This is a genomic window from Ruegeria sp. HKCCD9138 (assembly GCF_057220975.1).
Window position 1 is genome coordinate 28777 of record NZ_JBWVAZ010000011.1, and the last position, 25972, is coordinate 54748.

A 25972-nucleotide genomic window follows, 5' to 3' on the forward strand; every position below is an offset into this window, starting at 1 on the left:
TATCTCATTTTGCGTCAGGTTGGGCCTCGGGCACCGCATTCGAAAAAGCAGGCAGGTCAAGGCAGTTTTGTTCAATTTCGCTCAGGCGCGGGTAGGGTGTCAGATCCAGCCCCCAGCGTCGCGCGTTATAGAGTTGCGGCACAAGGCAAATATCGGCCAGACCGGGTGTATCCCCCATAGCAAAGCGTGTGCCGGATGCAGCCAAAGCTTGAAACGCAGTGAAACCGCGCTTCATCCAGTGGCACATCCATTCAATGGCCTGATCGCCATCTGCGCCCAGTGCCGTTTTTAGGTGGCTGACGACGCCAGAATTCTGGATCGGATGGGTGTCCACGGCAATCATGTGCGCCAAGGCACGGGTCTGGGCGCGCTTCAACGGGTCAGGCGGCAGAATAGCCGGATCAGGGTAGGTCTCTTCCAGCCACTCCAGTATCGACAGGGATTGCGTCAGTAGCGTGCCGTCATCCAGTTCCAGAGTCGGCACCAGACCAATCGGATTCTTGGCCAAATAATCGGCTGTCTGCTGTTCGCCGGTGATCAGATTGATGGGCATGTCTTCCCACTCGAGCCCCTTGAGCCCGAGCGCAATGCGCAATCGATATGCCGCAGAAGACCGCCAATACCCGTAGAGCCTCATTTCTTGCCCGGCGTCCCGTCGAATTTCTTCTCAAGATCGCTCCAGCAATCAATGTAGTCGTCCTGCAGGGGCGCTTCGTTCGCGGCAAAGGCCGTCAGGTGTTGCGGGAACCGGGTTTCGAACATGAAGGACATTGTGTTGTCCAGCTTGTCCGGGCCCAGATTGGCGTTTGACGCTTTTTCGAAGGCTTCCTTGTCCGGCCCATGGGGCAGCATCATGTTGTGCAGGCTCATGCCGCCTGGGACAAAACCCTGAGGTTTGGCGTCGTACTGGCCATAGATATTGCCCATAAGCTCGGACATGATGTTCTTGTGATACCAGGGCGGGCGGAATGTGTCCTCCATCACCATCCAGCGTTCGCGGAACAGGACAAAGTCGATATTGGCCGTGCCGGGATGGCCCGAAGGCGCGGTCAGCACGGTAAAAATCGACGGGTCCGGGTGGTCGAACAGGATGGCGCCGACCGGGCAGTAGTTACGCAAATCGTATTTGTAAGGTGCGTAGTTGCCGTGCCACGCGACCACATCCAGCGGCGACTGGCCGATCTGGCTGCGATGGAACTGGCCGCACCACTTGATGGTGATGGTCGACGGCACGTCGCGATCCTCGAAAGCTGCCACCGGCGCCTTGAAATCACGTGGGTTGGCCATGCAGTTGGCGCCGATGGGGCCACGGCCCGGCAGCTCGAATTTCTGCCCGTAGTTCTCGCAGACAAAGCCGCGGCACGGCCCGTCGAGCACTTCGACGCGATAGACCAGACCGCGCGGGAGGATGGCGATCTCTTTGGGTTCCAGATCTATGATGCCCAGTTCGGTCGCGAAACGCAGGCGGCCTTCCTGCGGGACCACCAGCAATTCGCTGTCGGCGGAATAGAAATACTCGTCCACCATCGATTCAGTGACCAGATAGATATGGCTGGCCATACCGACCTGAGTGTTCACATCCCCTGCGGTGGTCATCGTGCGCATACCGGTGATCCAGTTCAGCCCTTCCTCGGAATGGGGCACCGCGTCCCAGCGATACTGGCCCAGACTGATCACGTCCGGATCTACGCAGGGCGCGGATTTCCAATAGGGTACGTCGATCTTTTCATAACGCGTCGAATGCTTGACCGATGGACGAATGCGATAGCACCACGTCCGCTCGGGCGGGTTTGCGGTGAAGGCCGTGCCGCTAAGCTGTTCGCCATATAGACCATAGTTACATTTTTGCGGGCTGTTCATACCCTGTGGCAGCGCGCCAGGAAGGGCTTCGGTTTCGAAATCATTCGCCCAGCCAGGCATATACCCCGGATGGGTGCCAACAGGCGTGTCTGCTTGGATCATTTCACGTGGGTGAGTCGGGTGATTCATGGATGATACCTCGCGTTTCTGCTTGTCGGATAATAGTTGATTTTGTAACTAACAAGCATGACACGGGAAGAATCTGACAAAAAAGATGACTTTGATCTGCGAGATTTCCTGCCTTTTCTGTTGAATCAGGCGGCCGAGGAAAGTTCGCTCGAGTTTCAGCGCGTCTATAAGGATCGCTATGGCATGTTGCGAACCGAGTGGCGCGTGCTGTTTCACCTGGGCAATTACGGCGAGATGACCGCCAAGGATATCGGCCTGCGGGCCAAGATCCACAAAACCAAGATCAGCCGTGCCGTGCGCAAACTGGAACAGCGCCGCTTTCTGCAGCGGCTGCGTGATGAAAACGACCGCCGCGTCGAAAGGCTGTCCCTGACCCAATCCGGTCAGGCCGCTTACCGTGAACTGCGCGGCATCGCACAGGAATACGACGCGAAACTGGCTGCGCATTTCACCAATGGCGAAGTGGTATTGCTGCGTATGATGCTGCGACGGCTGGCCGGAATGGATTAATCGCTGGTAATCTGGCCCCGGTGTTCCCAGATGAATACTTGAACGGAAGCAGGTATCAGACATGACGTCCACGGACACAGACACCGCAAAAGCAATTGACCTCATCGACTGGCTGGTGACGCGTGGCCTTGAGGGGGCGGGCAAGCAAGAGCTTCTGGACGGTTATTGCAAAAGACTTGTTGATATGGGCGTGCCGTTGATGCGCTTCCACGCCGCGCAGTCGGCGCTGCACCCGGTCTATGGCGGAACAGGTTACAGCTGGTATCAGGACAAGGGCGGTGATTATCAGACTTTCGAGTATTCCGAGACACCCAGTGAGGTCTGGCAGCAAAGCCCGATGTTCGCATTGCTGAACGAAGACATCGATGTCATCCACGAACGCCTGATCGACAAGAACGAGGCCAGCCGCTTTCCTTTGTTGAACGAACTTCGCGAGAATGGGGCGACGGAGTATTACGCGACCGGGGTATCCTTCGACAGTCCGACGCATAACGGACCAAGAGATGCAAACAAGCCGGTCGACGGTGTTTTGATGTCCTGGACCAGCGACGCACCTGACGGGTTTCGTACCAGCGATCTGGACCTGATAAACACTGCCTTGCCGCATCTCGGGCTGGCGCTGAAATCGGCCTCCAGCACCCGGGTGGCGCAGGATCTGATGCGGGTCTATCTGGGTCGCGATGCCGGGCAGCGCGTGTTGTCCGGGGAAATTCGGCGCGGTTCGTTGCAGCAGATCGACGCGGTAATCTGGAACTTTGACCTTGAGGGCTTTACCAGCCTGTCAGAAGAATTGCCGGGTTCCGAGATCATCGAGATGCTCAACGACTATCTGGCCGTAGCCGTGGAAGTGGTTCACGAATGCGACGGTAGCATTCTGAAGTTCATGGGCGACGGGCTGATGGCGATGTTCGATGTGGGCGAGATTGACGCTGACGCCCGCGCCGCGCTGGGCGCAGTGGCGGTCTTGCAGGATCGTATGGTCGAGTTGAACGAACAGCGCAAGGCCCGGGGCCTGCCGGTCTCAAACTATACTCTGGCCTTGCACTCGGGTGAGATTCTCTACGGCAATATCGGCGCGGAAAGCCGGCTGGATTTCACAGTGATCGGCCCGGCGGTAAATCAGGCTGCGCGTATTGCGGGCATGCACCGTTCGCTGGGGCAGCGCATTCTGATCTCGGACGACGTGGCCCGCGCGGCTCAGCCCAGCGATCACGAGCTGATCTCGGTAGGGCGCTACATGCTGCGCGGAGTACCCGAGCCGAAAGAGCTGTTTACGGTATATCGGACGGGTCAATAGGACCATTGACGTCAAGTACCTTCCGAAATCTCTCAATCTTCACGTGGTTTACAGCCGGTTGAAGATGAGGAATTCGCGCCACAAGCGCCAACGATGTATGATGACCCAGCAAACTCAGCTCAGAGGATATGCATCATGCAGAACTCATTCGTGCGGCGCAGCGCCAATTTCGCCGTAGTTTTGGGCATAGCTTTTCTTTTTTCTTCGACAAACGCGCCCGCCGATCAAGGTGACGCCGACAAAGCTGTGGAGACCTTCAATCACGCCATGCTCTCGATCTTTCATCGCGGCCAGGACGCGCTGACGGCAGATATTCGACCGATCATGGTAATCGCGCGGGACGTCACCGTGATCTCGGAAGATGGGGAAGCAACGTATTCCAGGGACGCTCCGGGTTATCAGCACCTCAAGTCGACATCTCATGTTCTGCTGGGAATTATTGGCGCGGTCACCCCTTGGCCTGAAGACGAAGACAACGCGCGCTGGAAGAGCGAGTTTTCGAGTATCGCGGCCGAGATCGATGCGCTACTCGCAGCAATTGATGGTTTGGGATTGCCGACGGAGTCACTGACCCGTCAACGCGAAATGCTTGAGCAGGCACGAGCTTTCACCAAGAGCGCGGTGAGCCAAGATGAGCTTACGCGCGAAGCCGTGTCCAAAGTCATTAACGACATGCGGCCAATATGGGTTCAGAATATGCGTGAAACCGCACGCGCCGAATTGACCGCACTGCACTCCGCCGTTTCAAAGGCCCGCGCCGCGATGAATGAAGAAGACTGGGCCAGGATGTACATCGTGCATCACGGCGGTTCCAGCGTCGAAGACGTCAATGTCGTGCTTCTGTACTTGCAACGCGTGATGCCCGAAAAAGTCGCAGCCGGACAAGTTATGTTCGCGGAAAACGCGCATGGGACAGATGCGCTGGCAAAGCATGTTGGCTATGTGATTATGCAGCGGAACGTCGGGGCGTGGGCGTTCGGAGATCCCGCACGAATGGAAGTCGATCTTTTGGGTTATGAGGCCGGCGCAGTTCTGGACGAGATGATCCCGGCTCCACCACCTAAGGCAACGGCCTCAAAGTGAATATGATAACGTCATGCCAAAGGCCGAACAGAAGCGGCAAGGCAGCCCATCAGCTGTAAGCGGGTAGTTTAAAAATCGATCTCCACGCCCGGCAGGTTCAGCTCTTTCATCATGTCTCGCAACTCCTGCCGCGCCGCGATGTTCGAGATGTTGAGCTGTTTCACCCCGATATCCTTGAGGTCCAGCAGAGTCAGGCCGCGTGGGAACAACTCGCGGAAGATCACGCGTTCGGAAAAGCCCGAGGCCACACGGAAGCCGATGCGCTGAGACAGCATTTCGATCGCGCGCTGCATCTTTTCCTTGTTGACCATGCGCTGGGTCCCGACCCGGTTGCGCACCACGACCCAGTCAATCGGTTTCAGCCCGGCCTGCGCCCGCAATTGCCGGGCATTCCAGACCATCTCGGAATAGACCGACGGCCCGAGAATCTTCTCTCCCTTCGAGTCGATCCGAGCCAGCAGGTCAAAATCGATGAAACTGTCGTTCAGCGGGGTGATCAGCGTATCGGCCAGTGAGTGCGCCACCTGGCTCAGTCGCGTGTGAGAGCCGGGGCAGTCGATCAGTATGAACTCACTGTCGCTTTCCAGCTCGGCCACCGCGGCGGACAGGCGGTGGTCATAGATGTTTTCGCCCGGCTTCAGTTTGGTCGCGTCGATTTCGGGCAGGTCGTGGTGACGCGGACTGGGCAGAGCCAGTTCAGCGCCATTCATGAAGTTTCGGCGATTTTCGAAGTATCGACCCAGGCTGCGCTGCCGCAGGTCCAGATCCAAGGTGCTGACCCCGTGGCCCAGGCGCGCCAGTGCGGTTGCCACATGCATGGACACGGTCGATTTGCCTGCGCCGCCCTTCTCGTTCCCGACAACTATGATATGTGCCATGCCTGTATTCCCAAGTCCCGCCGTGTTTACCCACAGGTTGTTGCGACCCACTATATGTTGTGTAGGCCGGGAAGGGAAGAACCTCAGGCACGGCTGAGGGTCATTTACAGTCTCTAATTTGGAAAACCACATGACTGGCGCGGGTTAGGTCCTGCCATTGTCAAATCCGGTGCCCTGTTTCAATGTCCTGATCGAAAAACGGTTATTGAGGCGCTTGTTGGATCATCTGTTTCTGAACGTTCTGAACGTGGTGCTGCCGGTGCTGATCTGCGCCGGAATCGGCTATTGCCTGGCTCTGATCCGGGCTCCGTTTGACAACAAGGTGATCGGCGGCATCGTCTCGAAGGTCGGATACCCGACATTGATCATCTCGCACCTGTCCTCCACCCAGATTGCCGTGGGAACGTTTCTCGACATGATGGCGGCCGCAGCTTTGGCCATTGCGGGTTTCGGCGTGCTGGGGTTTGCGGCTCTGAAGCTGTTGCGCATGCCCGTGCGGGCGTTTCTGACGCCCTTGATGCACGGCAATGTCGGCAACATTGGCCTGCCAATCACATTGCTGGCGCTGGGCGATGCCGGGATGGCTTACACGATGGCCTTCGTTGTCGTTGTCCTTGTCAGTATATTTACGGTAGGCATGGGGATACCGGCAGGTGAGTTTTCTCCCAAAAAGCTTGCCACATCGCCGATAATCTACGCGGTGGTCGTCGCGTTGGTATTTATGGCGACCGGAATTGCGCTGCCGCAGCCGATTGCAAAATCCTTTGATATATTGGGTGGGTTGTCGATCCCATTGATGCTGCTGACGCTCGGCCACACTCTGGCAACTCTGAAGATCAGCAGTCTTGGGCGCGCTGTGCTGCTGACGGGGCTGCATCTGTTGATGGCAGTTGCGATTGCCAGTGCCCTAGTCTGGACCTTTGGCTTTACCGGGGCAGAACGCGGTGCCCTTATTATGTGTTGCCTTATGCCGTCTTCGGTGGCGACCTATCTGTTCATTGACCAGCACGTTCCGGAATACGGACCCGAGGTGGCGGGATTCATTCTGGTATCGACCCTGACGACAATTGTCGTTTTGCCCATGGCGTTGTCCTACTGGATTTGACTGTGTCCGGATCACCGGGCATGGCCTGTTGAGCGACGACGCCAATGGGTTTGCTGTAAACCCTATACGCGGCGCCAAAAAAATTGTTTAATTCGGACATGTTATCTTAATACGCCGCTGAGCTGAGGCCGTTGGTTCATTTGCCCGCTCGGAATGGCCCGCTCGGGAACTGGGGGCAAATTGATGACGACGGCAAACTCAAACGGCACTTCGGGCATGGCCGGCGCGCGCGTTGTTCTGGCGATGACAGCGATTTGCATGATGGTCGTGGGGTTCAACACAACGGCCGTCGCGACCATCCTGCCCAATCTAAAGTCCGAGTTTGATCTGACCCCATCCGGCCTGCAGTGGGTCATGGCGATCTATACTGTCGCAAGCGCGACATTGGTCACTATCGTCAGCCGCCTTGGGGACATCACCGGCAAGATGGGCGTTTTCTTCTTCGGAATGATCGTCTTTGCCGCCGGGTCGGCCTCAGCGTTGCTTGCGCAGGATGGTACGATGTTGTTGATCGGCCGCGGAGCACAGGGGGCGGGGGCCGCAGCGCTGTTCGGAACTTCGCTGTCGATATTGACGGCGGCCACCCCTGATGAGGAACGCGCAAGCGTCACCGGAGCCTGGGGTGCCATTGTCGGTTTAGCAATCGGCGTCGGCCCAATCGTGGGCGGCGCGCTTGGCCACTACATCAGTTGGCGGGCTGTATTTGCTGTTGACCTTGTCCTTCTGGTTGCAGCGTTCCTGATCGGTTTGCGGGTGAGCAAGCACAACTACGTTCCCGATACTCGTTTGGCAGATGCCCGGTTCGATTATCCCGGTGCAATCGCGATGATGCTTCTTTTAGGGCCCTTGTCGTTCGCGCTCAGCAATGGCGAGAGCAAGGGGTGGGAGTCCAGAGAGACCCTCGTTCCCCTGTGCATATCAGCAATTGCCGTGATTGCGCTGGTCATGACCTCTCGGCGCAGCGAAGATCCTTTGATAGAACTGCGGTATTTCCGTCATCCGCGCTATTTCATGGCGGCGGTTGGCATGTTCTTTACGGGGTTCACCCTGTTCAGCTTTTTCGTCTACTTCAACGTCTTTGTTCAATCGCCGGACACGTTCGGCTATTCGGCGATTGCTGCGGGGCTGGCGATCCTGCCGCTCAGCGTGACCATGTTCGTCGTATCCGTCACCGCGCCCCGGATCCTTGCGCCATACAGTTTCCAGTGGCCGGTTATCATTGGCATGGGCGTGATGGCGTGTGGCTTCCTGCTGCTGACAACCACCACGAACACCACCAGCTATGTCGGTCTTTGGTGGAAGCTTGCCATCATCGGCATCGGGATGGGCATCGGCTTTTCGCTTTTGCCCCGGCTTGCCCTGCGCCTACTGCCGGAAGAGCATGTCGGGCAGGGTTCGGGAGTAATCAACGCGTTCCTGTATTTCGGCGCAACCCTGGGGGCCGTTATCGGCGGGTTGGCCGAAGCCGTCACAATCCGTTGGGGTTTGACCGAGGTCATCAACGCGCTTCCCTCCGGCTCGGAACAACGTACCGATCTGGCCCATGCACTGACCCACGGAACGCCCGGCCAGGTTCAACAGTTGATCGCGGGTCTGGACCCGGAAACCGGAAGCGCCTTGGCTGTGGCTCTGCGCGAATTGCAGGACAACGCCTTTGACAGCGCAATGTTTGTTGCCGCCATGGCTGCGCTGATCGCGATGGTGCTAGCGATCCTTTTGCTGCGCGGCCCGGTTCCGCCGGTGCACAGCGCTACGGAATTGACGAAAAAACGGCGATGAATCCTGACGATCTGAACGGGCTTGAGCGTGCGGTATCGGAGAATTTGCAAGCCCGTCTTGTACTGCACAGCGGACAACTAAATGGTTTTGACAGTGAACGGAAATTGAACCCGGCAACCTCGCAGATAGCGACCTGCAGCCCGTGGTGATATGAATTGGTCGAGCGCGGAGGCTCTGCCTCGCCATGCCAGAAGGTGTTCTAGGGAGGTCGACATGCTTTATGGAGCCATGCTTGTCTGGTTTGTCCTGACCGGCGCCAGTGTCGGATTCGTCGTTTGGGATTCTCTCACAAATGGTGTCACCAGTTGGGTGCAGAGTGCAGCGTGGATTCTGGTAACCGTCTATACAGGTCCGGTCGGCCTGTTCTTTTATTTCATGACCTGCCGCCGTCCCTTCCCTGGCGGGCATGAACGCTTCACGCGTGCCACGTGGAAGCAAGGCGTAAACAGTGAAATGCACTGCGTAGCAGGCGATGCGACGGGGATCATTCTAGCGGCCATCCTGGTTCACTTTCTCACCCTGTCAAATGGCTGGGATATTGTCGTCGAGTATGTTTTCGGGTTTGTTTCGGGTTTGTTCATATTCCAGGCGCTTATGATGCTTCCCATGTTCGGCAGCTATGCGAAGGCCGTCCGGAAGACGGTCTTCGCCGAAACCGTATCCATGAACATGGTGATGACAGGCATGATCCCGACAATGGTTCTTCTCGCTGCGACCTGGCCCGGATCCGAGGATCCGCTCAACCCGCAATTCTGGTTTCGTATGAGCCTGGCGACGATCGCAGGTGCGATAGTTGCGTTTCCTATTAACCGGTGGCTGGTCGCCAATCACCTCAAACACGGATGCATGACCCTGCCTGGGGTCGACGGACCAGCGAAGGGTATTGGACATACTTCGCCCGAAATGGAGAATATGCCCGGCGAAGAAATGGAGCATGTGGAGGGTCAGGCAATGAACATGAAGTCGTTGCCGATGAATACCATGATCCTTTGGATCACTGGCAGCTATGTGGTTCTGCTGGTTGCGCTCTGGCTAACATCACGCGTCACACCCATAACATTTTGATGCCCGAATTGGGTGCAGCCCAGACACTGACATCGTTGGATGAAACAAAAAGGCCGCCCCATCGGAGCGGCCTTTCGAATTCGAATGAGGTCAGGTTCAGAAGCCCAGACCTTCGTATTTCTTCTTGAACTTCGACACGCGGCCGCCAGCGTCCAGCAGGCGCGACGAACCACCTGTCCATGCGGGGTGCACGGAGGGGTCGATTTCCAGAGCCAGCTGGTCGCCTTCGCTGCCCCAGGTGGATTTCATCTGAACCACGGTGCCATCGGTCATTTTGACGTCGATGAGGTGATAATCGGGGTGGATGTCTTTTTTCATCTTTCCGCTCCTTACGCCTCGGCGCCAGCCTTGGGCTTGTAGTTGGTGACCTCTGCGATACGTGCGGACTTACCGCGGCGCGAGCGCAGGTAGTACAGTTTGGCGCGACGGACGCGGCCACGGCGGACAACGGTGATGCTGTCGATGTTGGTCGAATACAGCGGGAACACACGCTCCACGCCTTCGCCGAACGAGATTTTGCGGACGGTGAACGATCCGGCGATGCCGTCGCCGTTCTTGCGCGCGATGCAGACGCCTTCGTAGTTCTGCACACGGGTGCGCGAGCCTTCGGTCACCTTATAGCCGACACGGATGGTGTCACCGGCTTTGAAGTCGGGGATGTCTTTCCCCAGGGCGGCAATCTGTTCCGCCTCAAGCTGTGCGATCAGGTCCATCGCATTTACTCCTATCTGCTCGTGGTTGGTCCACGAAGTTTGGGCACGGCCTGAGAGCTCTTGGTCTTCACCGGGTCCTGCGTGCAGCCCGCCAGAGGTCAGATCGAATGTTCCTTTGGTCTGGTCTGTCACACCGCGTCTTGGCCGAAGAAAGCCCGACGTCACGCTGCGAAACAAACCAAAACACCGGAGTCGCGCACACGCGGCTCCGGATTGGGCTGCATTACGGTCTTTGAGGGTCGGAATCAAGTCAAAATTGCCGGTAAATTCGGTTTCGGGCGGTGAGAAACCGCCGTTCCAAAACTGCGGCGTTGCCTTGTGGCCCGGATCAGGCATTCTGGTTGCAATTATACGAGCAGAAATTTGATACAGGAATGCATGATGCACAGAGCACTTATGCTGGTCCTCGTGGCCATCGCGCTGGTGTCTTGCGGGCGCCGAGGGCCCGCACCACAAACCGTTGAACCGCTTGCTTTTGCCGACACAACCGCGCCTTCAGTGATATTCCCGAAATTCGGGGATGCCGACCCGCATGAGTGGGAAGGACGGCACCCCGGCCATTATCCGGTGCATGGGTTGGATGTCTCGCGCTGGCAGGGGCCGATTGACTGGCGCACAGCGCGTGCCTCGGGTGTCAGCTTCGTTTTCATCAAGGCGACAGAAGGTGGTGATGTGGCCGACCCGCGGTTCGACGATCACCGGCGCGGCGCTCAGGCCGCAGGGGTGCCTTGGGGGGCATATCATTACTACTACTTCTGCCGTCCGGCCGCCGAACAGGCCCGTTGGTTCATCCGCAACGTGCCAAAGGGGGCTGATCTGCCACATGTGCTGGACATGGAATGGACGCCACATTCCAGGACCTGCACGCTGCGTCCCGATGGCAAGACTGTCCGGTCCGAGGCACAGAAGTTTCTGAATATACTCGAACGCCACTACGGCCGCCGTCCGATCGTGTACACGACCGTGGACTTTTACGAAGACACCGATATCGGGCGCCTGCCAAAAACGGAGTTCTGGCTTCGGTCCGTCGCGGGCCATCCCCGCAATGTCTACCCTCGGGCGGTATGGCGGTTCTGGCAATACACCGGCACCGGTTTGGTGCCAGGTGTGCAGGGTAGGGTAGACATCAACACATTTAACGGTACGCCGGAGATTTGGGCGCAGTGGAGGGCCGGGGGTTAGTCCTTGTCGTGCGATTTCTGGAATATTTCCCAAAGATCGGGTCGTCTTTCGCGTGTGATCCGTTCCGACATCTCGTGGCGCCATTCGGCGATACGCCCGTGGTGGCCCGACATCAGGATGTCCGGGATCGGGCGGCCTTTCCAATCAGCGGGGCGGGTGTATTGCGGATGCTCCAGCAGGCCCGAAGTAAAGCTTTCTTCCTCTGCCGACGCCTGATTGCCCAGCACGCCAGGGATCAGCCGGACCGTGGCGTCGATCAGGGCCTGCGCGGCGATCTCACCGCCGGTCATGACGAAATCGCCCAGGGAAACTTCCTGAACGCCATAATGTTCCAGCACGCGTTCGTCGACGCCTTCGAAGCGACCGCAGAGCAAGGTCATGCCGTCACAACGTGCAAGGTTCTGCATCATGGATTGATCCATCCGGCGGCCGCGTGGGCTGAGATAGATCAGTGGCCAGTTGCCCCGTATCCCTTCCATCGTATGTTCGATGGCTGCGCCCAATACATCGGCCCGCAGAACCATGCCGGCTCCTCCGCCGGCGGGCGTGTCGTCCACGTTGCGATGCTTGCCGATTCCGAACTGGCGCAGATCGATCGTTTCCAGCTGCCATAGCCCTTCTTGCAAGGCTTTTCCGGTCAGACTTTCCCCCAGAACACCGGGAAACGCCGAGGGAAACAGAGTGATGATCTTGGCCTTCCAAACCCCATGCAAATCCGGTGTCTGGGTCATCAACTCACGCGGCTTCAGGGTCGCGCGGACGGCTTTGCGGCCATGAGATTTCGCAGGTTTGTCTGTCATGTGCTGCCGATCAGATCGTTTTGAGCGCTTTCAACCAGGGCCGCCTTTTGTCGGATCAGCGCGTCTTCGTCCAGAGCAGAGCGGTTGAGGTCCAGCAACTCCGTCAATACTTCTTCGGGCAGGCGAGGGTTGACGCGGGTCGGACCCACCAATTGGGCGGATCGCTCGTGGGGCAAGTCCAGAAACTCTGCGAATGGCGCTCCGGGACCGAAAGGACGGCTTTGCAAGTCTTCCAGCCACTCGGTCAGTACAGTGACGCCTGATAGCCGCTCGCGGATAGCCGTGGCCGCGGTCTGCGGCGACGGCACCGAATCAAGACGGGCTCGATAGGTATCAAAGTCCTGCACCAGGCGCATACGCTGTAGGTCATGCGCCCAAAGGCTGCGCAGCCAGCTTCCGCGCTGTCGCAGCGACAGATATAAGGTGATGTTGACGGGCTCATTCGAAAATCGATCCTGAACAAGCTCAACCAAACGCGCCGCAAGCTCAGGTGCGGCTTCGTAGCCGACGGCAACGTTGCGGCTGGGACGCAGACCCGAGAAGTTTTCCTCGCTAAGGATCAGGCCCCGTCGCTTGCCAAAATCCAGAGACGCCAGAAATGCCCGAATGCCATCGCTGAAATCGATCAGCGCGCCGGGCGTACCATAAACCGAGAACCGAGTGGCCGCTTCGGACAGGCCGGATTTGCGTGTGCGATAAGGCAGAACCAGCGCGTGGTCAGGCCAGATCAGTTTTCGGTTTTCAAACAGAAAGGATTGCGCTGCGGTTGTGCCGGTCTTGTGCAGACCCAGATGCAGCATGACCTTTCGCATCAGAACAGGCCCTCGGGCGGGTCGGCTACGATGCGGCCTTGTACCAGATCGACCGTGGGAACGACTTCCAGCGTGAAGGGCAGCAGAACCGTGGATTTCATACCCGGTCCTTGCAGTTCCAGCAGATCGGCCGCGCCGTGATTCTGCACTGCTTTCACGCGGCCCAGCAGGGTGCCGCCGGTATCGTAGACCTGCAACCCGATCAGGTCAGCGTGGTAGAATTCATCATCGGGCAGCGACGGCAGTTGTTCACGTCGCGCGAAAAGGCGTAGCCCCTTGATGGCGTCCGCCTCTTCCTTGGTCTCGATCCCGCCAAGCTTGGCGGCAAACCCGTTCTTGATCGTGCGGGTCAGAACCAGCGGATACCGCTCGGCGCCGCTTTCGTCGGTCAGCGGAGAATAGGCCTCGATGTCCTCGGGAACGGCGCAATAGCTTTTCAGACGCACTTCACCGCGCACGCCGTAGGACCCTGCAATGCTGCCGACACAGATCAGATCACTCATTTGGATTTTCCGTTGTCACACAAACCCCATCCACCCAGTCGCCGCGCGCTACACAGGCCTCGCGCTGGTTGCTGCGTTCAAAGAACACGCCCACAATAAAGGCGATCAGCAGCAGGATGGGAAGTCGTAACAGCCCGAACATCTTCCTATCGCACCTCGACCGGCAAGCTGTCTTCGCGGGTTTCCCAGCCAATGCGTTCCAGTTCGGGCGTATCCGAGAGCTCTTCGGGCCACCCGATACAGAAATACCCGATCAACTGCCAATTGTCCGGCACATCCAGATCGCGGCACATCCGGTCGGGATCAAGGATCGACACCCAGCCCAATCCCAACCCTTCGGCCCGCAGGGCCAACCAGAACAGTGTGATGGCTGTCACGACCGAGTAGCGGCGCATTTCAGGCATTGTGCCTGCGCCAAGGCCCTGTCCCTTATCGGTTCCATCATCACAGAAAACCGCCAGTTGAACCGGTGCCTCCTGCATGCCAGACAGTTTCAGGGTGCTGTAAAGCCGCGCCTTGTCTCCGGAATAGCCAGCAAGAGCCTGTGCATTGGCCGATTGGAAATTCTCAAGCGCAGCGGCGCGTGCCGCGTCGCTTTCGACGCGGATCACGCGCCAGGGTTCGCTGAGCCCCACCGAAGGGGCCAGTCGAAACGCGTCGAGGCAGCGCGACAGCACTGCCTCGTCTATCGCGTCGGTGCGGAACCGGCGCACATCGCGCCGGAGCCGCATCAACAGATCGAACTGCGTGCGGAATTCGTCACTGAAGGTCTGATCCTGCACGCGCCCGCCTGCTTATTCTTCTGCAGCAGCAGCTTCTTCTTCAGCCGGTGCGGCAGCCGCTTCGGCAGCTTCAGCAGCCTTGGCGGCTTTCTCTTCCGCGCGCTCCTGAGCTTTCTTGCCGGGTGCGCCTTTCTGCGGGTTGTTGCGCTCGGCTTTCCCACGGGTGCCGGCAGCTTCCAGCATGCGTGCGATCCGGTCGGTGGGCTGTGCGCCCTGGTCAAGCCAGTACTGAACGCGCTCCATGTCCATTTTCACGCGCTCTTCGCTGTCTTTCGGCAGCAGCGGGTTGTAGGTGCCCAGTTTCTCGATGAAACGGCCGTCGCGAGGCATGCGGCTGTCGGCAGCCACGATGCGGTAGAAGGGACGTTTTTTCGAGCCGCCGCGGGCGAGACGAATTTTCATTGCCATGGTGGTATCTCCTTTGAATGGCTTCACGCCAGAGGCGCGTCTTTGTTTGAGCCGGGTTCTTTTCCGTCTATTCCTGGTGTTTCTTGTGGTGTCGGATGACTTCCTGAATGATGAAATTCAGGACAGCCTTGGCAAAGTCGGGGTCCAGATCCGCCGTCTTCGCCAGGTCTTCTAACCGTGCGATCTGCGCAGCCTCGCGCGAAGGATCGGACGGGGGAAGGTCGTGTTCGGCCTTGAGCTTGCCAACGGCCTGCGTGTGCTTGAACCGCTCGCCCAGCGTATAGACGAGGATCGCGTCCAGCCGATCGATGCTTTCGCGATGCTCTTTCAGCAGCGTGGCGGCACGCGTCACGGGGTTGTTCATTGGCCGGTCCTCTCGGTGGTCAAAGCGGTGTCGGTGAGGTCGAGTGTCGGGTGACGCCAGATTTGGGCTTTCTTGCCAAGCAATTCACCCTCGCGTTCGTAGGTCGCACCAAGGCGTTCGGCCAATGCGCGCGAGCGGTCGTTGGCGTGGGCTATGTATGAAATCACCCCGTTCAGCCCTTGGTGGCGGGCGGCATAGGCGCGGGCAGCCAGGGCCGCCTCAAAGGCGATACCTTTGCCTTCGAACTCTTCCATGATTGCCCAGCCGAGTTCCGGTTCATCCCAACCCGGTGCATCGATGATGCCTGTCCAACCTGCGAATTCGCCGCTAGCCTTTTCGGTGATGTGCCAGCCACCGTAACCCCGCACGGCCCAGTGACCGAAGCGTCCCATCAGCGACCGCCAGCACTCGAACTCGTTCTTCGGCCCGCCAACCATATGGCTGCGTTCGCTTGCAAAAAACGCGGTCATGGCGGGCAGATCGCTTTCGTGCGGCGGCCGCAGGATCAGACGCTCAGTCTCGACGGTTGGTATGGTGAACGAGGTCATGCGTATGCCTCCATTCCACCATTGACCAGATCGGACGGGGCTGGGTGCCGCCAGACCTGCATCGCGCCGTAAGCCGGGTGTTCGAATGTGTAATCGAACCGCGCGCCCAGCCTTTCGGCCACGGCCTTGCTGCCCAGATTGTCCGGATCGATCAGCGAAATTGCCGTTTCCCAACCCAGCACATCATAGGCATGCGCACGCGCGGCCAGCGCGGCCTCGGTCGCATAGCCCTTTCCGGTTGCGTTGTTCATCAAGGTCCAGCCGATTTCGGGCTCGGGCCAACTATGGGGAAACCACAGGCCGACGTGACCAACATAGGCGCCAGTGTCTTTTTCCTCGACGCCCCAGAACCCATAGCCGCGCATTGCCCAATGGCCCAGCAGCATTGCGAGCGAACGCCATGTCTCGTCCGGCCGCAGGGGGCCGCCTACGAATTTTGAGGCGTCGCTGGCGAAGAATTCTGCTTCGGCCTTGAAATCGGCTTCGCACGGTGCCCGCATGATCAGGCGTTCTGTTTCCAGCTTCGGGATCGCCATGGAGATGGTCATGCCTGCACCTCGCCATAGCGCCAGACATACTGATTCGCGTCAAAAGCACTCTCAGCTACAGCATCCCGCGTTGCGCCCAGCCGTTCGGCCAAAGCGTTCGACGGAACATTGGATGCCGACACATAGCTGACGAACTGACCCGACCCGATTAGATCGAAGCCAAAGTCGCGCACAGCAGCACCGGCCTCAGTGGCGTAGCCTTGCTTGCGATGTTCGGCGCTGAACAAATAACCGAGTTCGGGTTCGTGGTCGTCCCATTCCATCCCTAGCAGAACGAATCCAGCGACCTGTTCGTCGTCCTTCAGGGCGACCGTGAACAGACCATGCCCGTGCAAAAGCCATCCCGACGTATAGAAAGAGAACTCGGTCCAAGCCTCCTGTTCGGAACTGCCAAAGCTTTCCCGGCAGATCACGGTCCAAACCGGCAGGTCGTCCAGACGCGGGGCACGCAGAACCAGCCGCCGGGTCTCGATGAACGGCAGGGCAGCGCGATACTGCGCTGCTGCCATCGCCGCCTTTCCGGACGGGGGCTGGGTGCAGCGTGCAGGCGTCACTTTTTCTTTCCAAACCCGCTGAGGCCCGGAGGCAGAGCCATGCCGCCGCCCATACCGGGCAGGCCACCGGGCATCTTGCCGCCCATCGCCTTGGCCGCTTGTTCCAGCGCCTTGGGGTCCATGCCTGCCGCCATTTCTTCAGGCGACGGGCCGCCCTTGCCGAACATGCCCTTCATGGCCTGTTTCAGCATCTTGCCTTTGCCCATCTTGCCCATCTTTTTCATCATGTCCGACATCTGTCGGTGCATCTTGAGCAGCTTGTTGAGATCGCTGACCTCCATTCCTGAACCGGCTGCAATGCGCTTCTTGCGGCTGGCTTGCAGCAATTGGGGATTGGCGCGTTCGCGTTTGGTCATCGACTGGATCATGGCGATCTGCTGGCGCAGGATCTTGTCGTCCAGCCCGGCCTGATCCATCTGCTTCGCCATTTTGCCCATGCCCGGCATCATGCCCATCATGCCCTGCATGCCGCCCATCTGGATCATCTGTTCCAGCTGCATCTTCAGGTCGTTCATGTTGAACTGGCCTTTGACCATGCGCTTCATCATGCGCTCGGTCTGTTCCATCTCCATCGTTTCCTGGGCCTTTTCGACCAGGGCAACGATGTCGCCCATGCCCAGAATACGTCCCGCAATCCGGTCAGGCTCGAAGGTTTCGAGCGCGTCCATCTTCTCACCCAGACCGACAAAGCGGATCGGCTTGCCGGTGACCGCGCGCATCGACAGCGCCGCGCCGCCGCGCCCGTCACCGTCCATCCGGGTCAGGACTACGCCCGAGATGCCGACCTTGGCATCGAATTCTTCGGCCACTTCGACGGCGACCTGACCGGTCAGGCCGTCGACGACCAGCAAGGTCTCACGCGGGTCGACCGCGTTGCGGACCTGTTCGACCTCGTCCATCAGGACTTCGTCAATGTGCAGACGGCCTGCGGTGTCGAGCATATAAACGTCGTAGCCACCCAACGTTGCCTGCTGCTTGGCGCGCTTGGCGATATCGACCGGTTTCTGGCCGGGAACGATGGGCAGTGTGTCCACACCGACCTGCGTGCCCAGAACAGCCAGCTGATCCATCGCCGCCGGGCGGTAGACGTCCAGTGAGGCCATCAGGACCTTCTTGCCCTCTTTCTCTTTCAGGCGTTTGGCGAGCTTACCGGTCGTGGTCGTCTTACCCGAACCCTGCAGACCGACCATCAGGATCGGGGCAGGCGGGTTGTCGATCTTCAGCTTGCCGGGGTCTTCCTCGCCGCGCAGGGTATCGACCAGCGCATCGTGCACGATCTTGACGACCTGCTGGCCGGGCGTGATCGACTTGGTGACGGCCTGACCAGTCGCCTGTTCCTGCACCTTCTTGACGAACTCACGCGCCACCGGCAGCGAAACGTCGGCCTCGAGCAGAGCGACGCGAACCTCGCGCAGGGCGGTCTTGACGTCTTCTTCGGACAGAGCACCCTGTTTGGTCAGCCGGTCAAAGACGCCGGAAAGGCGTTCGGATAGATTTTCAAACATGCCTTCGGCCTCCTTAGCCGGTTATCTGGTGGCACTTCCTAGGTAGGAAACACCGGTTAAATACACAATTGCCCCCACGGGCGAAACTCGCTGGTGGGGGGCGATCCCTGAACGACTCAAGGGACCGGAAGATCAGATGCTTCCGGATGTTTGATGGGGTGTTACCCGAGGCGCCCTTGGATGTCAAACGAGACGTATCTGTAGCAGCCTCAGCCTCTCTTGCGTTCAGTCACGGTTCGCTGCATGACCGACACAAAAGGAGTCTTCCATGGATGCATCATCCGCCTTTCAGGATACACTACCGCTCAGCTCTGATGCACTGCTGGCACAGTTGGACGAATGGGGGCTGAACTACCGCCTCCACACTCACATCCCATTGCGCACCGTCGAAGACGCCAAAGGGGTCGAGGATCAGTTTATGGTGCCCGGCGAGAATGTTCTGCGGCTCAAGAATCTGTACCTGCGCGACAAGAAAAAGCGGAATTATCTGGTGACACTGGAACAAAGTCGCGAAATCGACCTCAAAGCGCTGGGGGCCGAACTTGGGATCGGAAACCTGTCCTTTGGTTCGGCAGATCGACTGATGCAAAATCTAGGCATCCGCCCGGGCGCGGTCAGCCCGCTGGCGATGATCAACGGCGTGGACAACAACGTGCGATTTATTATGGATTCGGCGGCACAACAGGCGGATGTGATCAACATGCACCCTCTGGTCAACGACCGGACCGTCGCCATGCCGCGCAGTGACTTGATGGTGTTCTTCGGCCATATCGGGTGCGAGGTTGCCTGGCTGCCCTGATCAGCCGGCCAAAGCTTCCTTCAACGCCGCCGCAACATGGGCGGCGGATGGATTGACGAACAGGTGGCCGTCCGCCTCGAATACCGCGTCGTCCAGGTGGTCAGGGAATGCAAGCGGCAACTCTGTACAGGCGAGCAGAATGGCCGTTCCCGGGGTGGCGTGGCGATTGCAGTAGGCCAGCAGGCGCGCATGCGCCACATCAGACGCGCCGCCATAGAAGTCGGTGTCGATCATATCCTGCATTTCGGCAATCTCTGCCTCGGGCAGCCGATCATTGGCGGTAATACCTTTGGCAGAAAGGTGCTCGGCATAATGGGGGGCCTGCATTGTGACTGTCGTTCCCAACACCAAAGCATTGGACGCCGCAGTGGTCGATGTGACCTGCGCGGTTGCGTCAAAGATGCTCAGGATCGGCATCGAAACGCCCTGGCGGATTGCGTGCAATCGGGCGTGCGGCGTGTTTGACGCGATGATGCCAAATTCGCAGCCGGCGTGTTGAAGGGTGAGCAGTGCTTCACGAAAAACCGCGTCAAAAGCAGCCCAGCTTTCTTCGTCTCCGGCCACACCGCGCAGAGCGCGGGTTTTGGCCTGCGTGACAGATTCGATCGTCATCGGAGGGACTGGCAACGGGGCCTCATGACCACGCTCGGAATAATACCGGCCCGCGCCTTCGGCGATAGCTCGGTAATAATCCACCGTCGAGGCCCAGCCGACGCCGCCCAGGATCCCTATCTTCTTCATATGAAACGCCCAATCCGAATTTGCTCGATAAGGTCCAGATTGGACGTTTCAAAGTGGATTGACCAGAGGGGGGTGATCAAGCCGCCAGTTCGGATACTGCCTTGCGCGCGTTGCTCAATGCCGCCTCGGCGTCGATAGCCATCTGATCCGCAGCAACTACGTCGACATCAGAGATGCCGATGAAGCCCAGAACGTGGCGTGCATAATTGGTGGCAAAATCAGCCTCGGACCCGACAGGAACACCGCCCGAGGCAATTGCCAGAACAGCCCGTTTGCCTTCAAGCAAACCCTTAGGGCCGTTTTCCGTGTAGGCAAAAGTCAGGCCGGCGCGGGCGACGAGATCGATCCAGGCTTTGAACGCCGCAGGTACCGAGAAGTTGTAGATCGGTAGTCCGATCACAAGTGTGTCGGCCTTTTGCAGCTCACCGACCAGTTCGTCGGATAAGGCGAGCAAGTCGCGCTGAACCGCGTCGCGCTGATCGGCGGGGGTAAAATTGGCGTTAATCCAGTCTTCGGTCAGCAGCGGAAGCGGAGTCGCCAGATCACGGCGAATGATTTTACCGGCGTTCAGATGCTTGACGATCCGGTCGGACAGTTCGCGAGTAGCGGATCCATCACGGCGGGCCGAGGTGTCGATATGCAGAATGGTCTTGATCATTTCAGCTAGTCCTTTGGTCAGGGAGATTTGAGTTCGGCTTCAATATGAACATTGCGCTGGCGAACAAAACTCGGATATATCAACACACATTGTTAGAAATTGCACAATGGAAGCGATGCAATGGACAATTGGGACGAAGTGAGAACCGCCTATCAGGTGGCGCGCATGGGCACGGTCAGTGGCGCGGCTGAGGTTCTGGGCGTTCATCATGCAACGGTCATCCGCCATATCGACGCGATCGAGGCACGCTTGGGCGTGAAACTGTTCCAGCGTCACGCGCGTGGTTACACTCCGACCGACGCAGGCGACGACCTGTTGCGGGTTGCGCAGGCGACCGAGGATCAGTTCAACCAGTTGGTTGGACGTATGAAGGGTCGCGGCGACGATGTGTCCGGCGAACTGGTGGTGACGTCGCTGGCTTCGTTCGCACCTCTGATCGTACCGGTTCTTGGCGAATTCCAGAACGCACATCCCGGCCTGATCGTTCGCTATCTGACCGGCGACCGTCTGTTCCGCCTGGAGTATGGCGAGGCCCATGTGGCCATTCGCGCGGGCGCCGCCCCCGATCAGCCCGACAACGTCGTACAACCCTTCGTTCAGCAAGAAGTCGGGCTTTATGCCAGTACGTCATATATTGAACGTCACGGCAAACCCTCCGGGACCGAGGATCTTGCCAATCATTACTTTGTCAGCACCGATGACGAGAACAGCCGAGCGCCGTTTTCAAGATGGTTGCGCGAGACAGTGCCTTCCGAGGCGATCACCTTCCGCTGCACAAACAACTTCTGCATGCGCGAAGCCGTTCTGGCCGGTGCCGGCATCGGTTTCCTTGCAAGATGGGAAGCGGCCCGCGACGCAAATTTGATCGAGGTTATCGAGCCTCTGCCAGAGTGGTTCGGCAAGCTGTGGCTGGTGACCCATGTGGACCTTCACCGCACAACCAAGGTTCAGGCCTTTCTCAAGTTCCTCAAGGAACATTCCAAAGGCTGGACGACATGAGCCAACAGGCTCGTGGCCATCTGGCCATGCTTGTATTTTCGGCACTGGTCGCGGGCAGCTTTTCACTGGGCGCGATGGTGGCCAATCAGATTGCTCCCTCTGCGATCACGGCGGCGCGCTTCGCTATCGCGGCTTTTGTCATCGGTGGCGCCGCACTGATGACAACCGGTGTGCCGCGCAGCGCGTTTCGGGCGCCCTGGCGTTATCTGATCCTCGGCGGGCTGTTCTCGACCTATTTCGTGCTGATGTTCTACGGGCTGAAAACGGCAGCCCCGGTCAGCGCGTCTGCGGTCTTTACCCTGACGCCGGTCATGTCGGCACTGGCCGGATGGGTACTTCTGCGACAGGTTACAACGCCGCGCATGGCGCTGGCCTTGACCATTGGGGCGACGGGGGCCCTGTGGGTGATTTTCCGGGCCGACTGGCTGGCCTTTCGCGCATTTGAGATTGGCGGGGGAGAGATCATCTATTTCTGGGGCTGTGCTGCCCACGCGATCTATACGCCGATGGTACGCAAACTGAACCGGGGGGAGTCCGCAGTTGTTTTCACTTTTGGAACCTTGCTCGCGGGCTGCCTGATCCTGACGGTATTCGGCTGGTCGGACATCCGCGCCACGGATTGGACCAACCTTCCCGCCCTTGTCTGGGTCAGCCTTTTATACCTGGCATTCTTCGCAACGGCGGCGAGCTTTGTGCTGGTGCAATTCGCAGCACTGCGCCTGCCGTCTGCCAAGGTCATGGCCTACACTTATCTGATACCCAGTTGGGTCATCCTGTGGGAAATCGCGCTTGGGCGTCCCGCCCCGACCGTTTTGGTTCTCGTCGGGGCTGCGCTGACGGCGATTGCGCTGGTTCTTCTGTTGAAAAGCGAAGAGGCGCCACCGAATACCGCAAGTCCGGCTTTGGACTGAGCCTTGCGTTCCGCCGGAGATATGTCAGCCTGCGTCAGGAACTGGTAAGGAGGCTGAATGTGAAATTGCCAATCGCGTTGGGCGTCATTCTGGTATTCTCTGCCTGCGCGTCAGGTAGATCAGAAGGCGCATCGGATGCAGAACTTAAGGCCAATTGCGAGGCGTTGATCTCGGCGGAGACGGAAACCCGGCCGGATGACGTCAAGGCCATTTCGACACAGTCGGATCCGACCGGAACCACCGTCACTGTTTCGGTTGCGGGGTCCGAAGTGCCCTGGATCTGCCGCGCGGACCCCGCAGGAGTGATTGAAGGGATCGGCTTCCAAACGGAAAACTAGAATCCCGTCGTGGCCTTAAGGGTTGTCTCTAAATCGGTAGCGACCATTGAGGCAGGTCAAGGCGTTCATGCCGGTCTTCAGCTATGCTTCTCTTCAAGAAGAGGAGGGTACAATGTTTACGCACATTATGGTTCCTGTCGATTTGCACATGTCACCCGAAATCCGCAAGGCCGCTGAAGTTGCTGCGCAATTGGCCAAATGGCAGGGAGCAAAGGTGACGATCGTCAGCGTTACGGGAACGCAGCCGGGCGACGTGGATTTGACGAAAGAGGCAATTGAAGAAAAAATGGCGGTTTTTGCCGGTCAGATAGCCTCGGAAAGCGGCGCACAGGTTGGTACACGCAATATCCACTCGGTCGATGTGGCTGCAGAAGTCGACGGTGATCTGACGCGGGCTGCAGAAGATATTGGCGCCGATCTGATCGTCGTAGGCACTCATGCGCCCCGGATTACCGATTACATCTTTTCGAGCCACGCGGGGTATTTGGCGAAACACGCCACGATGTCAGTGTTCGTCGTTCGATGACGGTCCGCGGTCCTCGGATGGCAATTCAACCTCCAGAAACCGTTCGAAAGCGTCCAGATTGATCGGTTCGAACTGCCCGAACCCCTGCATCCAAACCGACGCGTTCCGCAGCGCGTCGGGTTCCAGCTTGCACCATTTCACGCGTCCGCGTTTTTCCTGAGAAATCAGCCCGGCCTTGGTCAGGATGACCAAGTGCTTCGAGATCGCGGCCAGCGACATCTCGAAAGGCTCGGCAACATCCGTGACCGCCATGTCATCCTCCAGCAACATCGCCAGAATGGTGCGGCGTGTGGGGTCGGCGAGGGCCGCGAATACGGTGTCAAGATCATTGGACATGCAATCGCTGAACCACAGCCTCCGGGTTTGGTCAACCATTTGGTTGAATATGCGGATTCAGGGGTTTTGAGGTGAGCCGTAGCAAGAGCGCTGATTTTTGGATGGCAGGTTTCGGCAAAAAATACCATAAAATCAATACCTTGATGCGCGGGAATTCGGTCTCTCAATACCGTTGACTCTGTGCGTCCAGCCCCTTAGCACCGTGCCCAAGACTGTGCGAGGGAAACGCCCGTGACCGATGATGACCAAAAGCAGCGTATGGCGCAGCTTGAGGCCAAGATCGAGGCGGCGAAAAAGGCGAAAGAGCCCAAGCCTCGTGCGGATGCTGACGTGTCCGGGGGCGAGCTTGCCTGGCGGATGGTCATCGAAATGGTATCCGGTCTGGGGATCGGATTTGGCATCGGATACGGGCTGGACAGCCTGCTCGGGACGATCCCGATCTTTCTGGTGCTGTTCACATTACTGGGCCTTGTCGCAGGCGTGAAGGTTATGCTCCGCAGCGCGAAAGAGGTTCAAGAGAAACAAGCGGCGGCTGAGGCGGCCGAGAAGGACGAGAGGGACTGAACGTGGCGACCGAGACCACCGCAGAAGAAGGCAGCAGCCTGGTTTTCCACCCAATGGACCAGTTCATCGTCAAGCCGCTTTTCGGCGACGGTGCAATTGCATGGTACACGCCGACCAACGTGACCCTGTGGCTGTTCCTGGCGATTGCGGCGATCTTTGGCTTGCTGGTCCTCAGCACCTCGAAGCGTGCCATCGTCCCGACCCGGATGCAGTCGATTGCCGAGCTGGCCTATGGCTTCATCTACAAGATGCTGGAAGACATCTGCGGCAAGGAAGGCGTAAAATTCTTCCCCTATGTCATGACTCTGTTCATGTTTATCGTGACCGCGAACTTCCTCGGCATGATTCCGGCCTCGTTCACTACGACGTCGCATTTCGCCGTGACCATCCCGCTGGCGCTGGCCGTGTTCCTGACCGTAACCATTCTGGGTTTCGTCAAGAACGGTGCCGCGTTTTTGGGCCTGTTCTGGGTCTCCAGCGCACCGCTGGCGCTGCGTCCGGTTCTGGCGATCATCGAGCTGATCTCGTACTTCGTGCGCCCTGTCAGCCACTCCATTCGTCTTGCTGGCAACGTCATGGCGGGCCACGCCGTGATCAAGGTGTTCGCAGGCTTTGCCGCGATTGCCGTGATCTCGCCCGTGTCGGTTCTGGCGATCACCGCTATGTACGGCCTCGAGGTCCTCGTGTCCTTCATCCAGGCCTACGTATTCACCATTCTGACCTGTGTTTACCTGAAAGATGCGCTGCATCCTTCGCACTAAGGTCTGATACCCCAACATCGAAACTTCCAATTCGTAAGGAGATACATCATGGAAGGCGATCTCGCACACATCGGCGCAGGCCTGGCAGCAATCGGTTCCGGCGCAGCCGCAATCGGGGTGGGCAACGTTGCAGGCAACTTCCTGGCCGGCGCCCTGCGCAACCCTTCGGCGGCTGCTTCGCAGACCGCAACCCTGTTCATCGGTATCGCGTTCGCAGAAGCTCTGGGGATCTTCGCATTCCTGGTCTCGCTGCTGCTGATGTTCGCCGTATAATCTGCGGAACCTGATCCTTACGCGCAGGTGGGTCCAAGCCATAGTGGCCCACCTGTTGTAAAGACAAGTTTCCGACGGAGGATATCATGGCGACTGAACCCCTTACAGAAGAGGTAGCTGGCTCGTGCGTCGACTCCTATGGCTCTGCCATCGGGATGCCGCAGCTCTGCTTCGATTGGTTCCCCAACCAGATTTTCTGGCTGGTCATAACGCTGGTCGTCATCTTTCTGGTCCTGTCCCGCGTGGCTCTGCCCCGCATCGCGGCAATCCTGGCTGAACGTCAGGGGACCATTACAAATGACCTGGCTGCGGCCGAAGATCTGAAGGCCAAGGCGGTCGAGGCCGAAGAGGCCTATAACAAGGCGCTGGCCGATGCCCGTGCCGAAGCGCAGCGTATCGCTGCCGAAGCACGTGCGGAAATCCAGGCCGATCTGGATGACGCGATTGCCAAGGCTGACGCGGAAATCGCTGCAAAGGCGGCTGAATCGGAAAAGGCAATTGCCGCCATCCGTGCCGGTGCGCTGGAAAGCATTCAAGTGGTTGCCAAGGATACGGCGGCCGAACTGGTTACCGCACTGGGCGGCGAGGCAGATGCCAAAGCCGTCGAAAGTGCCGTTGACGCGCAAACGAAAGGATAAGTG

35 protein-coding genes are annotated in these 25972 nt (G+C 58.6%); 16 read left to right on the forward strand and 19 right to left on the reverse strand.

Annotated features, from left to right (window positions below):
- Window positions 1–4: 4 nt before the first annotated feature.
- Window positions 5–637, reverse strand: coding sequence for a maleylacetoacetate isomerase (maiA, locus tag AC2TEL_RS17115; RefSeq protein ID WP_480905597.1), 633 nt, complete (start codon window positions 635–637; stop codon window positions 5–7).
- Window positions 634–1989 (reverse strand): homogentisate 1,2-dioxygenase, encoded by a 1356-nt coding sequence (gene hmgA, locus AC2TEL_RS17120; RefSeq protein WP_480842912.1) that lies wholly within the window; start codon window positions 1987–1989, stop codon window positions 634–636. The genes maiA and hmgA overlap by 4 nt, the downstream gene beginning before the upstream one ends.
- 57 nt (window positions 1990–2046) lie before the next feature.
- Between hmgA and AC2TEL_RS17125 the strand changes: the two genes are divergently transcribed.
- The 3 genes from AC2TEL_RS17125 to AC2TEL_RS17135 all read left to right on the forward strand — a co-directional run bounded on the left by AC2TEL_RS17125 (window position 2047) and on the right by AC2TEL_RS17135 (window position 4879).
- The gene (locus AC2TEL_RS17125) at window positions 2047–2499 is read left to right on the forward strand and encodes a MarR family winged helix-turn-helix transcriptional regulator (RefSeq protein WP_480905599.1); all 453 of its coding nucleotides are present in this window, start codon (window positions 2047–2049) and stop codon (window positions 2497–2499) included.
- 61 nt (window positions 2500–2560) lie between these two features.
- Window positions 2561–3796, forward strand: a complete 1236-nt coding sequence (locus AC2TEL_RS17130; RefSeq protein ID WP_480842910.1) for an adenylate/guanylate cyclase domain-containing protein — start codon at window positions 2561–2563, stop codon at window positions 3794–3796.
- 135 nt (window positions 3797–3931) lie between these two features.
- Window positions 3932–4879 carry a hypothetical protein gene (locus AC2TEL_RS17135; RefSeq protein WP_480905602.1) on the forward strand — a complete coding sequence of 316 codons (948 nt, stop codon included), beginning with the start codon at window positions 3932–3934 and terminating at the stop codon, window positions 4877–4879.
- A 68-nt stretch (window positions 4880–4947) separates the two neighbouring features.
- Here the strand turns inward: AC2TEL_RS17135 and AC2TEL_RS17140 are convergent, their stop codons facing one another.
- Window positions 4948–5757, reverse strand: a complete 810-nt coding sequence (locus AC2TEL_RS17140; protein WP_480842908.1) for a division plane positioning ATPase MipZ — start codon at window positions 5755–5757, stop codon at window positions 4948–4950.
- 217 nt (window positions 5758–5974) lie between these two features.
- On the opposite strand from AC2TEL_RS17140, the gene AC2TEL_RS17145 reads away from it, so the two are divergent.
- The 3 genes from AC2TEL_RS17145 (at window position 5975) to AC2TEL_RS17155 (ending at window position 9706) form a co-directional block, all read left to right on the forward strand.
- Window positions 5975–6862: an AEC family transporter gene (locus tag AC2TEL_RS17145; RefSeq protein WP_480905605.1), complete on the forward strand. Its 888-nt coding sequence runs from the start codon at window positions 5975–5977 to the stop codon at window positions 6860–6862.
- Window positions 6863–7045: 183 nt separating this feature from the next.
- Complete coding sequence (locus AC2TEL_RS17150) at window positions 7046–8641, forward strand: MFS transporter (RefSeq protein ID WP_480905608.1); 1596 nt, start codon at window positions 7046–7048, stop codon at window positions 8639–8641.
- Window positions 8642–8854: 213 nt separating this feature from the next.
- Window positions 8855–9706: a DUF4396 domain-containing protein gene (locus AC2TEL_RS17155; RefSeq protein WP_480905611.1), complete on the forward strand. Its 852-nt coding sequence runs from the start codon at window positions 8855–8857 to the stop codon at window positions 9704–9706.
- Window positions 9707–9802: 96 nt separating this feature from the next.
- On the opposite strand, the gene rpmE is transcribed toward AC2TEL_RS17155, so the two are convergent.
- Together rpmE and rplS are read right to left on the reverse strand one after the other, a co-directional pair.
- The gene (gene rpmE, locus AC2TEL_RS17160; RefSeq protein ID WP_480810483.1) at window positions 9803–10024 is read right to left on the reverse strand and encodes a 50S ribosomal protein L31; all 222 of its coding nucleotides are present in this window, start codon (window positions 10022–10024) and stop codon (window positions 9803–9805) included.
- Window positions 10025–10035: 11 nt separating this feature from the next.
- Window positions 10036–10419: a 50S ribosomal protein L19 gene (gene rplS, locus AC2TEL_RS17165; RefSeq protein ID WP_480843036.1), complete on the reverse strand. Its 384-nt coding sequence runs from the start codon at window positions 10417–10419 to the stop codon at window positions 10036–10038.
- 381 nt (window positions 10420–10800) lie between these two features.
- Here rplS and AC2TEL_RS17170 point away from each other — a divergent pair, with 381 nt between their 5' ends.
- Window positions 10801–11601, forward strand: a complete 801-nt coding sequence (locus tag AC2TEL_RS17170; protein WP_480842903.1) for a glycoside hydrolase family 25 protein — start codon at window positions 10801–10803, stop codon at window positions 11599–11601.
- On the opposite strand, the gene trmD is transcribed toward AC2TEL_RS17170, so the two are convergent.
- The 11 genes from trmD to ffh all read right to left on the reverse strand — a co-directional run bounded on the left by trmD (window position 11598) and on the right by ffh (window position 18425).
- Window positions 11598–12401 (reverse strand): tRNA (guanosine(37)-N1)-methyltransferase TrmD, encoded by an 804-nt coding sequence (trmD, locus tag AC2TEL_RS17175; protein WP_480842902.1) that lies wholly within the window; start codon window positions 12399–12401, stop codon window positions 11598–11600. The two genes, AC2TEL_RS17170 and trmD, sit on opposite strands and share 4 nt — an antisense overlap.
- On the reverse strand, window positions 12398–13213 hold the full coding sequence (locus AC2TEL_RS17180) for a hypothetical protein (RefSeq protein ID WP_480905614.1): 816 nt from the start codon (window positions 13211–13213) through the stop codon (window positions 12398–12400). The genes trmD and AC2TEL_RS17180 overlap by 4 nt, the downstream gene beginning before the upstream one ends.
- Window positions 13213–13716 (reverse strand): ribosome maturation factor RimM, encoded by a 504-nt coding sequence (gene rimM / locus AC2TEL_RS17185; protein WP_480905617.1) that lies wholly within the window; start codon window positions 13714–13716, stop codon window positions 13213–13215. The genes AC2TEL_RS17180 and rimM overlap by 1 nt, the downstream gene beginning before the upstream one ends.
- Window positions 13709–13858, reverse strand: coding sequence for a hypothetical protein (locus AC2TEL_RS17190; protein WP_480842899.1), 150 nt, complete (start codon window positions 13856–13858; stop codon window positions 13709–13711). Before AC2TEL_RS17190 ends, rimM begins: the two co-directional genes overlap by 8 nt.
- A 4-nt stretch (window positions 13859–13862) precedes the next feature.
- Complete coding sequence (bluB, locus tag AC2TEL_RS17195; RefSeq protein ID WP_480842898.1) at window positions 13863–14498, reverse strand: 5,6-dimethylbenzimidazole synthase; 636 nt, start codon at window positions 14496–14498, stop codon at window positions 13863–13865.
- A gap of 12 nt (window positions 14499–14510) precedes the next feature.
- Complete coding sequence (gene rpsP, locus AC2TEL_RS17200) at window positions 14511–14906, reverse strand: 30S ribosomal protein S16 (RefSeq protein ID WP_480905620.1); 396 nt, start codon at window positions 14904–14906, stop codon at window positions 14511–14513.
- Window positions 14907–14973: 67 nt separating this feature from the next.
- Window positions 14974–15270, reverse strand: a complete 297-nt coding sequence (locus AC2TEL_RS17205) for a chorismate mutase (protein WP_480842896.1) — start codon at window positions 15268–15270, stop codon at window positions 14974–14976.
- Window positions 15267–15818, reverse strand: coding sequence for a GNAT family N-acetyltransferase (locus AC2TEL_RS17210; RefSeq protein ID WP_480905623.1), 552 nt, complete (start codon window positions 15816–15818; stop codon window positions 15267–15269). The genes AC2TEL_RS17205 and AC2TEL_RS17210 overlap by 4 nt, the downstream gene beginning before the upstream one ends.
- On the reverse strand, window positions 15815–16366 hold the full coding sequence (locus AC2TEL_RS17215; RefSeq protein WP_480905626.1) for a GNAT family N-acetyltransferase: 552 nt from the start codon (window positions 16364–16366) through the stop codon (window positions 15815–15817). Before AC2TEL_RS17215 ends, AC2TEL_RS17210 begins: the two co-directional genes overlap by 4 nt.
- Window positions 16363–16875, reverse strand: coding sequence for a GNAT family N-acetyltransferase (locus AC2TEL_RS17220; RefSeq protein ID WP_480905629.1), 513 nt, complete (start codon window positions 16873–16875; stop codon window positions 16363–16365). The genes AC2TEL_RS17215 and AC2TEL_RS17220 overlap by 4 nt, the downstream gene beginning before the upstream one ends.
- Window positions 16876–16916: 41 nt before the next feature.
- Window positions 16917–18425 carry a signal recognition particle protein gene (ffh, locus tag AC2TEL_RS17225; RefSeq protein ID WP_480842890.1) on the reverse strand — a complete coding sequence of 503 codons (1509 nt, stop codon included), beginning with the start codon at window positions 18423–18425 and terminating at the stop codon, window positions 16917–16919.
- 268 nt (window positions 18426–18693) lie between these two features.
- Between ffh and AC2TEL_RS17230 the strand changes: the two genes are divergently transcribed.
- Window positions 18694–19224 carry a prolyl-tRNA synthetase associated domain-containing protein gene (locus tag AC2TEL_RS17230; RefSeq protein ID WP_480905632.1) on the forward strand — a complete coding sequence of 177 codons (531 nt, stop codon included), beginning with the start codon at window positions 18694–18696 and terminating at the stop codon, window positions 19222–19224.
- On the opposite strand, the gene AC2TEL_RS17235 is transcribed toward AC2TEL_RS17230, so the two are convergent.
- A complete protein-coding gene (locus tag AC2TEL_RS17235) occupies window positions 19225–19965 on the reverse strand; it encodes an aspartate/glutamate racemase family protein (protein WP_480842886.1) in 741 nt (246 codons plus the stop codon).
- 76 nt (window positions 19966–20041) lie between these two features.
- The gene (locus AC2TEL_RS17240) at window positions 20042–20623 is read right to left on the reverse strand and encodes an FMN-dependent NADH-azoreductase (RefSeq protein WP_480905635.1); all 582 of its coding nucleotides are present in this window, start codon (window positions 20621–20623) and stop codon (window positions 20042–20044) included.
- 120 nt (window positions 20624–20743) lie between these two features.
- On the opposite strand from AC2TEL_RS17240, the gene AC2TEL_RS17245 reads away from it, so the two are divergent.
- The 4 genes from AC2TEL_RS17245 (at window position 20744) to AC2TEL_RS17260 (ending at window position 23397) form a co-directional block, all read left to right on the forward strand.
- Entirely contained in the window at window positions 20744–21622 is an 879-nt protein-coding gene (locus tag AC2TEL_RS17245; RefSeq protein WP_480842882.1) for a LysR family transcriptional regulator, read from the forward strand.
- On the forward strand, window positions 21619–22533 hold the full coding sequence (locus AC2TEL_RS17250; protein WP_480842880.1) for a DMT family transporter: 915 nt from the start codon (window positions 21619–21621) through the stop codon (window positions 22531–22533). Before AC2TEL_RS17245 ends, AC2TEL_RS17250 begins: the two co-directional genes overlap by 4 nt.
- 59 nt (window positions 22534–22592) lie before the next feature.
- Complete coding sequence (locus AC2TEL_RS17255) at window positions 22593–22871, forward strand: hypothetical protein (RefSeq protein ID WP_480842878.1); 279 nt, start codon at window positions 22593–22595, stop codon at window positions 22869–22871.
- A gap of 112 nt (window positions 22872–22983) precedes the next feature.
- Window positions 22984–23397 (forward strand): universal stress protein, encoded by a 414-nt coding sequence (locus tag AC2TEL_RS17260; RefSeq protein WP_480842876.1) that lies wholly within the window; start codon window positions 22984–22986, stop codon window positions 23395–23397.
- Here the strand turns inward: AC2TEL_RS17260 and AC2TEL_RS17265 are convergent.
- The gene (locus tag AC2TEL_RS17265) at window positions 23377–23733 is read right to left on the reverse strand and encodes an ArsR/SmtB family transcription factor (protein ID WP_480905638.1); all 357 of its coding nucleotides are present in this window, start codon (window positions 23731–23733) and stop codon (window positions 23377–23379) included. The genes AC2TEL_RS17260 and AC2TEL_RS17265 overlap by 21 nt on opposite strands.
- 231 nt (window positions 23734–23964) lie before the next feature.
- On the opposite strand from AC2TEL_RS17265, the gene AC2TEL_RS17270 reads away from it, so the two are divergent.
- From AC2TEL_RS17270 to AC2TEL_RS17285, 4 genes are all read left to right on the forward strand, one after another.
- Window positions 23965–24297, forward strand: a complete 333-nt coding sequence (locus AC2TEL_RS17270) for an AtpZ/AtpI family protein (protein WP_170387173.1) — start codon at window positions 23965–23967, stop codon at window positions 24295–24297.
- Between the two features lie 2 nt (window positions 24298–24299).
- Window positions 24300–25058 carry a F0F1 ATP synthase subunit A gene (locus tag AC2TEL_RS17275; RefSeq protein WP_480842872.1) on the forward strand — a complete coding sequence of 253 codons (759 nt, stop codon included), beginning with the start codon at window positions 24300–24302 and terminating at the stop codon, window positions 25056–25058.
- A gap of 48 nt (window positions 25059–25106) precedes the next feature.
- Complete coding sequence (locus tag AC2TEL_RS17280) at window positions 25107–25331, forward strand: F0F1 ATP synthase subunit C (protein WP_005981269.1); 225 nt, start codon at window positions 25107–25109, stop codon at window positions 25329–25331.
- Window positions 25332–25417: 86 nt separating this feature from the next.
- Complete coding sequence (locus tag AC2TEL_RS17285) at window positions 25418–25969, forward strand: F0F1 ATP synthase subunit B' (protein ID WP_480905641.1); 552 nt, start codon at window positions 25418–25420, stop codon at window positions 25967–25969.
- Window positions 25970–25972: the final 3 nt, after the last annotated feature.

What these genes read in the sequence shown, in the direction of transcription:
- AC2TEL_RS17260 (WP_480842876.1), top strand. Translation starts at nt 22,984, where the DNA reads ATGTTTACGCACATTATGGTTCCTGTCGATTTGCACATGTCACCCGAA.
- AC2TEL_RS17285 (WP_480905641.1), top strand. Translation starts at nt 25,418, where the DNA reads ATGGCGACTGAACCCCTTACAGAAGAGGTAGCTGGCTCGTGCGTCGAC.
- AC2TEL_RS17125 (WP_480905599.1), top strand. Translation starts at nt 2,047, where the DNA reads ATGACACGGGAAGAATCTGACAAAAAAGATGACTTTGATCTGCGAGAT.
- AC2TEL_RS17240 (WP_480905635.1), bottom strand. Translation starts at nt 20,623, where the DNA reads ATGATCAAGACCATTCTGCATATCGACACCTCGGCCCGCCGTGATGGA.
- AC2TEL_RS17130 (WP_480842910.1), top strand. Translation starts at nt 2,561, where the DNA reads ATGACGTCCACGGACACAGACACCGCAAAAGCAATTGACCTCATCGAC.
- rpmE (WP_480810483.1), bottom strand. Translation starts at nt 10,024, where the DNA reads ATGAAAAAAGACATCCACCCCGATTATCACCTCATCGACGTCAAAATG.
- AC2TEL_RS17190 (WP_480842899.1), bottom strand. Translation starts at nt 13,858, where the DNA reads ATGTTCGGGCTGTTACGACTTCCCATCCTGCTGCTGATCGCCTTTATT.
- AC2TEL_RS17245 (WP_480842882.1), top strand. Translation starts at nt 20,744, where the DNA reads ATGGACAATTGGGACGAAGTGAGAACCGCCTATCAGGTGGCGCGCATG.
- AC2TEL_RS17235 (WP_480842886.1), bottom strand. Translation starts at nt 19,965, where the DNA reads ATGAAGAAGATAGGGATCCTGGGCGGCGTCGGCTGGGCCTCGACGGTG.
- AC2TEL_RS17150 (WP_480905608.1), top strand. Translation starts at nt 7,046, where the DNA reads ATGACGACGGCAAACTCAAACGGCACTTCGGGCATGGCCGGCGCGCGC.
- AC2TEL_RS17170 (WP_480842903.1), top strand. Translation starts at nt 10,801, where the DNA reads ATGCACAGAGCACTTATGCTGGTCCTCGTGGCCATCGCGCTGGTGTCT.
- AC2TEL_RS17280 (WP_005981269.1), top strand. Translation starts at nt 25,107, where the DNA reads ATGGAAGGCGATCTCGCACACATCGGCGCAGGCCTGGCAGCAATCGGT.
- AC2TEL_RS17230 (WP_480905632.1), top strand. Translation starts at nt 18,694, where the DNA reads ATGGATGCATCATCCGCCTTTCAGGATACACTACCGCTCAGCTCTGAT.
- rplS (WP_480843036.1), bottom strand. Translation starts at nt 10,419, where the DNA reads ATGGACCTGATCGCACAGCTTGAGGCGGAACAGATTGCCGCCCTGGGG.
- AC2TEL_RS17220 (WP_480905629.1), bottom strand. Translation starts at nt 16,875, where the DNA reads ATGGCAGCAGCGCAGTATCGCGCTGCCCTGCCGTTCATCGAGACCCGG.
- AC2TEL_RS17210 (WP_480905623.1), bottom strand. Translation starts at nt 15,818, where the DNA reads ATGACCTCGTTCACCATACCAACCGTCGAGACTGAGCGTCTGATCCTG.
- ffh (WP_480842890.1), bottom strand. Translation starts at nt 18,425, where the DNA reads ATGTTTGAAAATCTATCCGAACGCCTTTCCGGCGTCTTTGACCGGCTG.
- AC2TEL_RS17250 (WP_480842880.1), top strand. Translation starts at nt 21,619, where the DNA reads ATGAGCCAACAGGCTCGTGGCCATCTGGCCATGCTTGTATTTTCGGCA.
- rimM (WP_480905617.1), bottom strand. Translation starts at nt 13,716, where the DNA reads ATGAGTGATCTGATCTGTGTCGGCAGCATTGCAGGGTCCTACGGCGTG.
- AC2TEL_RS17135 (WP_480905602.1), top strand. Translation starts at nt 3,932, where the DNA reads ATGCAGAACTCATTCGTGCGGCGCAGCGCCAATTTCGCCGTAGTTTTG.
- trmD (WP_480842902.1), bottom strand. Translation starts at nt 12,401, where the DNA reads ATGACAGACAAACCTGCGAAATCTCATGGCCGCAAAGCCGTCCGCGCG.
- AC2TEL_RS17155 (WP_480905611.1), top strand. Translation starts at nt 8,855, where the DNA reads ATGCTTTATGGAGCCATGCTTGTCTGGTTTGTCCTGACCGGCGCCAGT.
- rpsP (WP_480905620.1), bottom strand. Translation starts at nt 14,906, where the DNA reads ATGGCAATGAAAATTCGTCTCGCCCGCGGCGGCTCGAAAAAACGTCCC.
- AC2TEL_RS17265 (WP_480905638.1), bottom strand. Translation starts at nt 23,733, where the DNA reads ATGTCCAATGATCTTGACACCGTATTCGCGGCCCTCGCCGACCCCACA.
- AC2TEL_RS17180 (WP_480905614.1), bottom strand. Translation starts at nt 13,213, where the DNA reads ATGCGAAAGGTCATGCTGCATCTGGGTCTGCACAAGACCGGCACAACC.
- maiA (WP_480905597.1), bottom strand. Translation starts at nt 637, where the DNA reads ATGAGGCTCTACGGGTATTGGCGGTCTTCTGCGGCATATCGATTGCGC.
- AC2TEL_RS17140 (WP_480842908.1), bottom strand. Translation starts at nt 5,757, where the DNA reads ATGGCACATATCATAGTTGTCGGGAACGAGAAGGGCGGCGCAGGCAAA.
- hmgA (WP_480842912.1), bottom strand. Translation starts at nt 1,989, where the DNA reads ATGAATCACCCGACTCACCCACGTGAAATGATCCAAGCAGACACGCCT.
- AC2TEL_RS17215 (WP_480905626.1), bottom strand. Translation starts at nt 16,366, where the DNA reads ATGACCATCTCCATGGCGATCCCGAAGCTGGAAACAGAACGCCTGATC.
- AC2TEL_RS17205 (WP_480842896.1), bottom strand. Translation starts at nt 15,270, where the DNA reads ATGAACAACCCCGTGACGCGTGCCGCCACGCTGCTGAAAGAGCATCGC.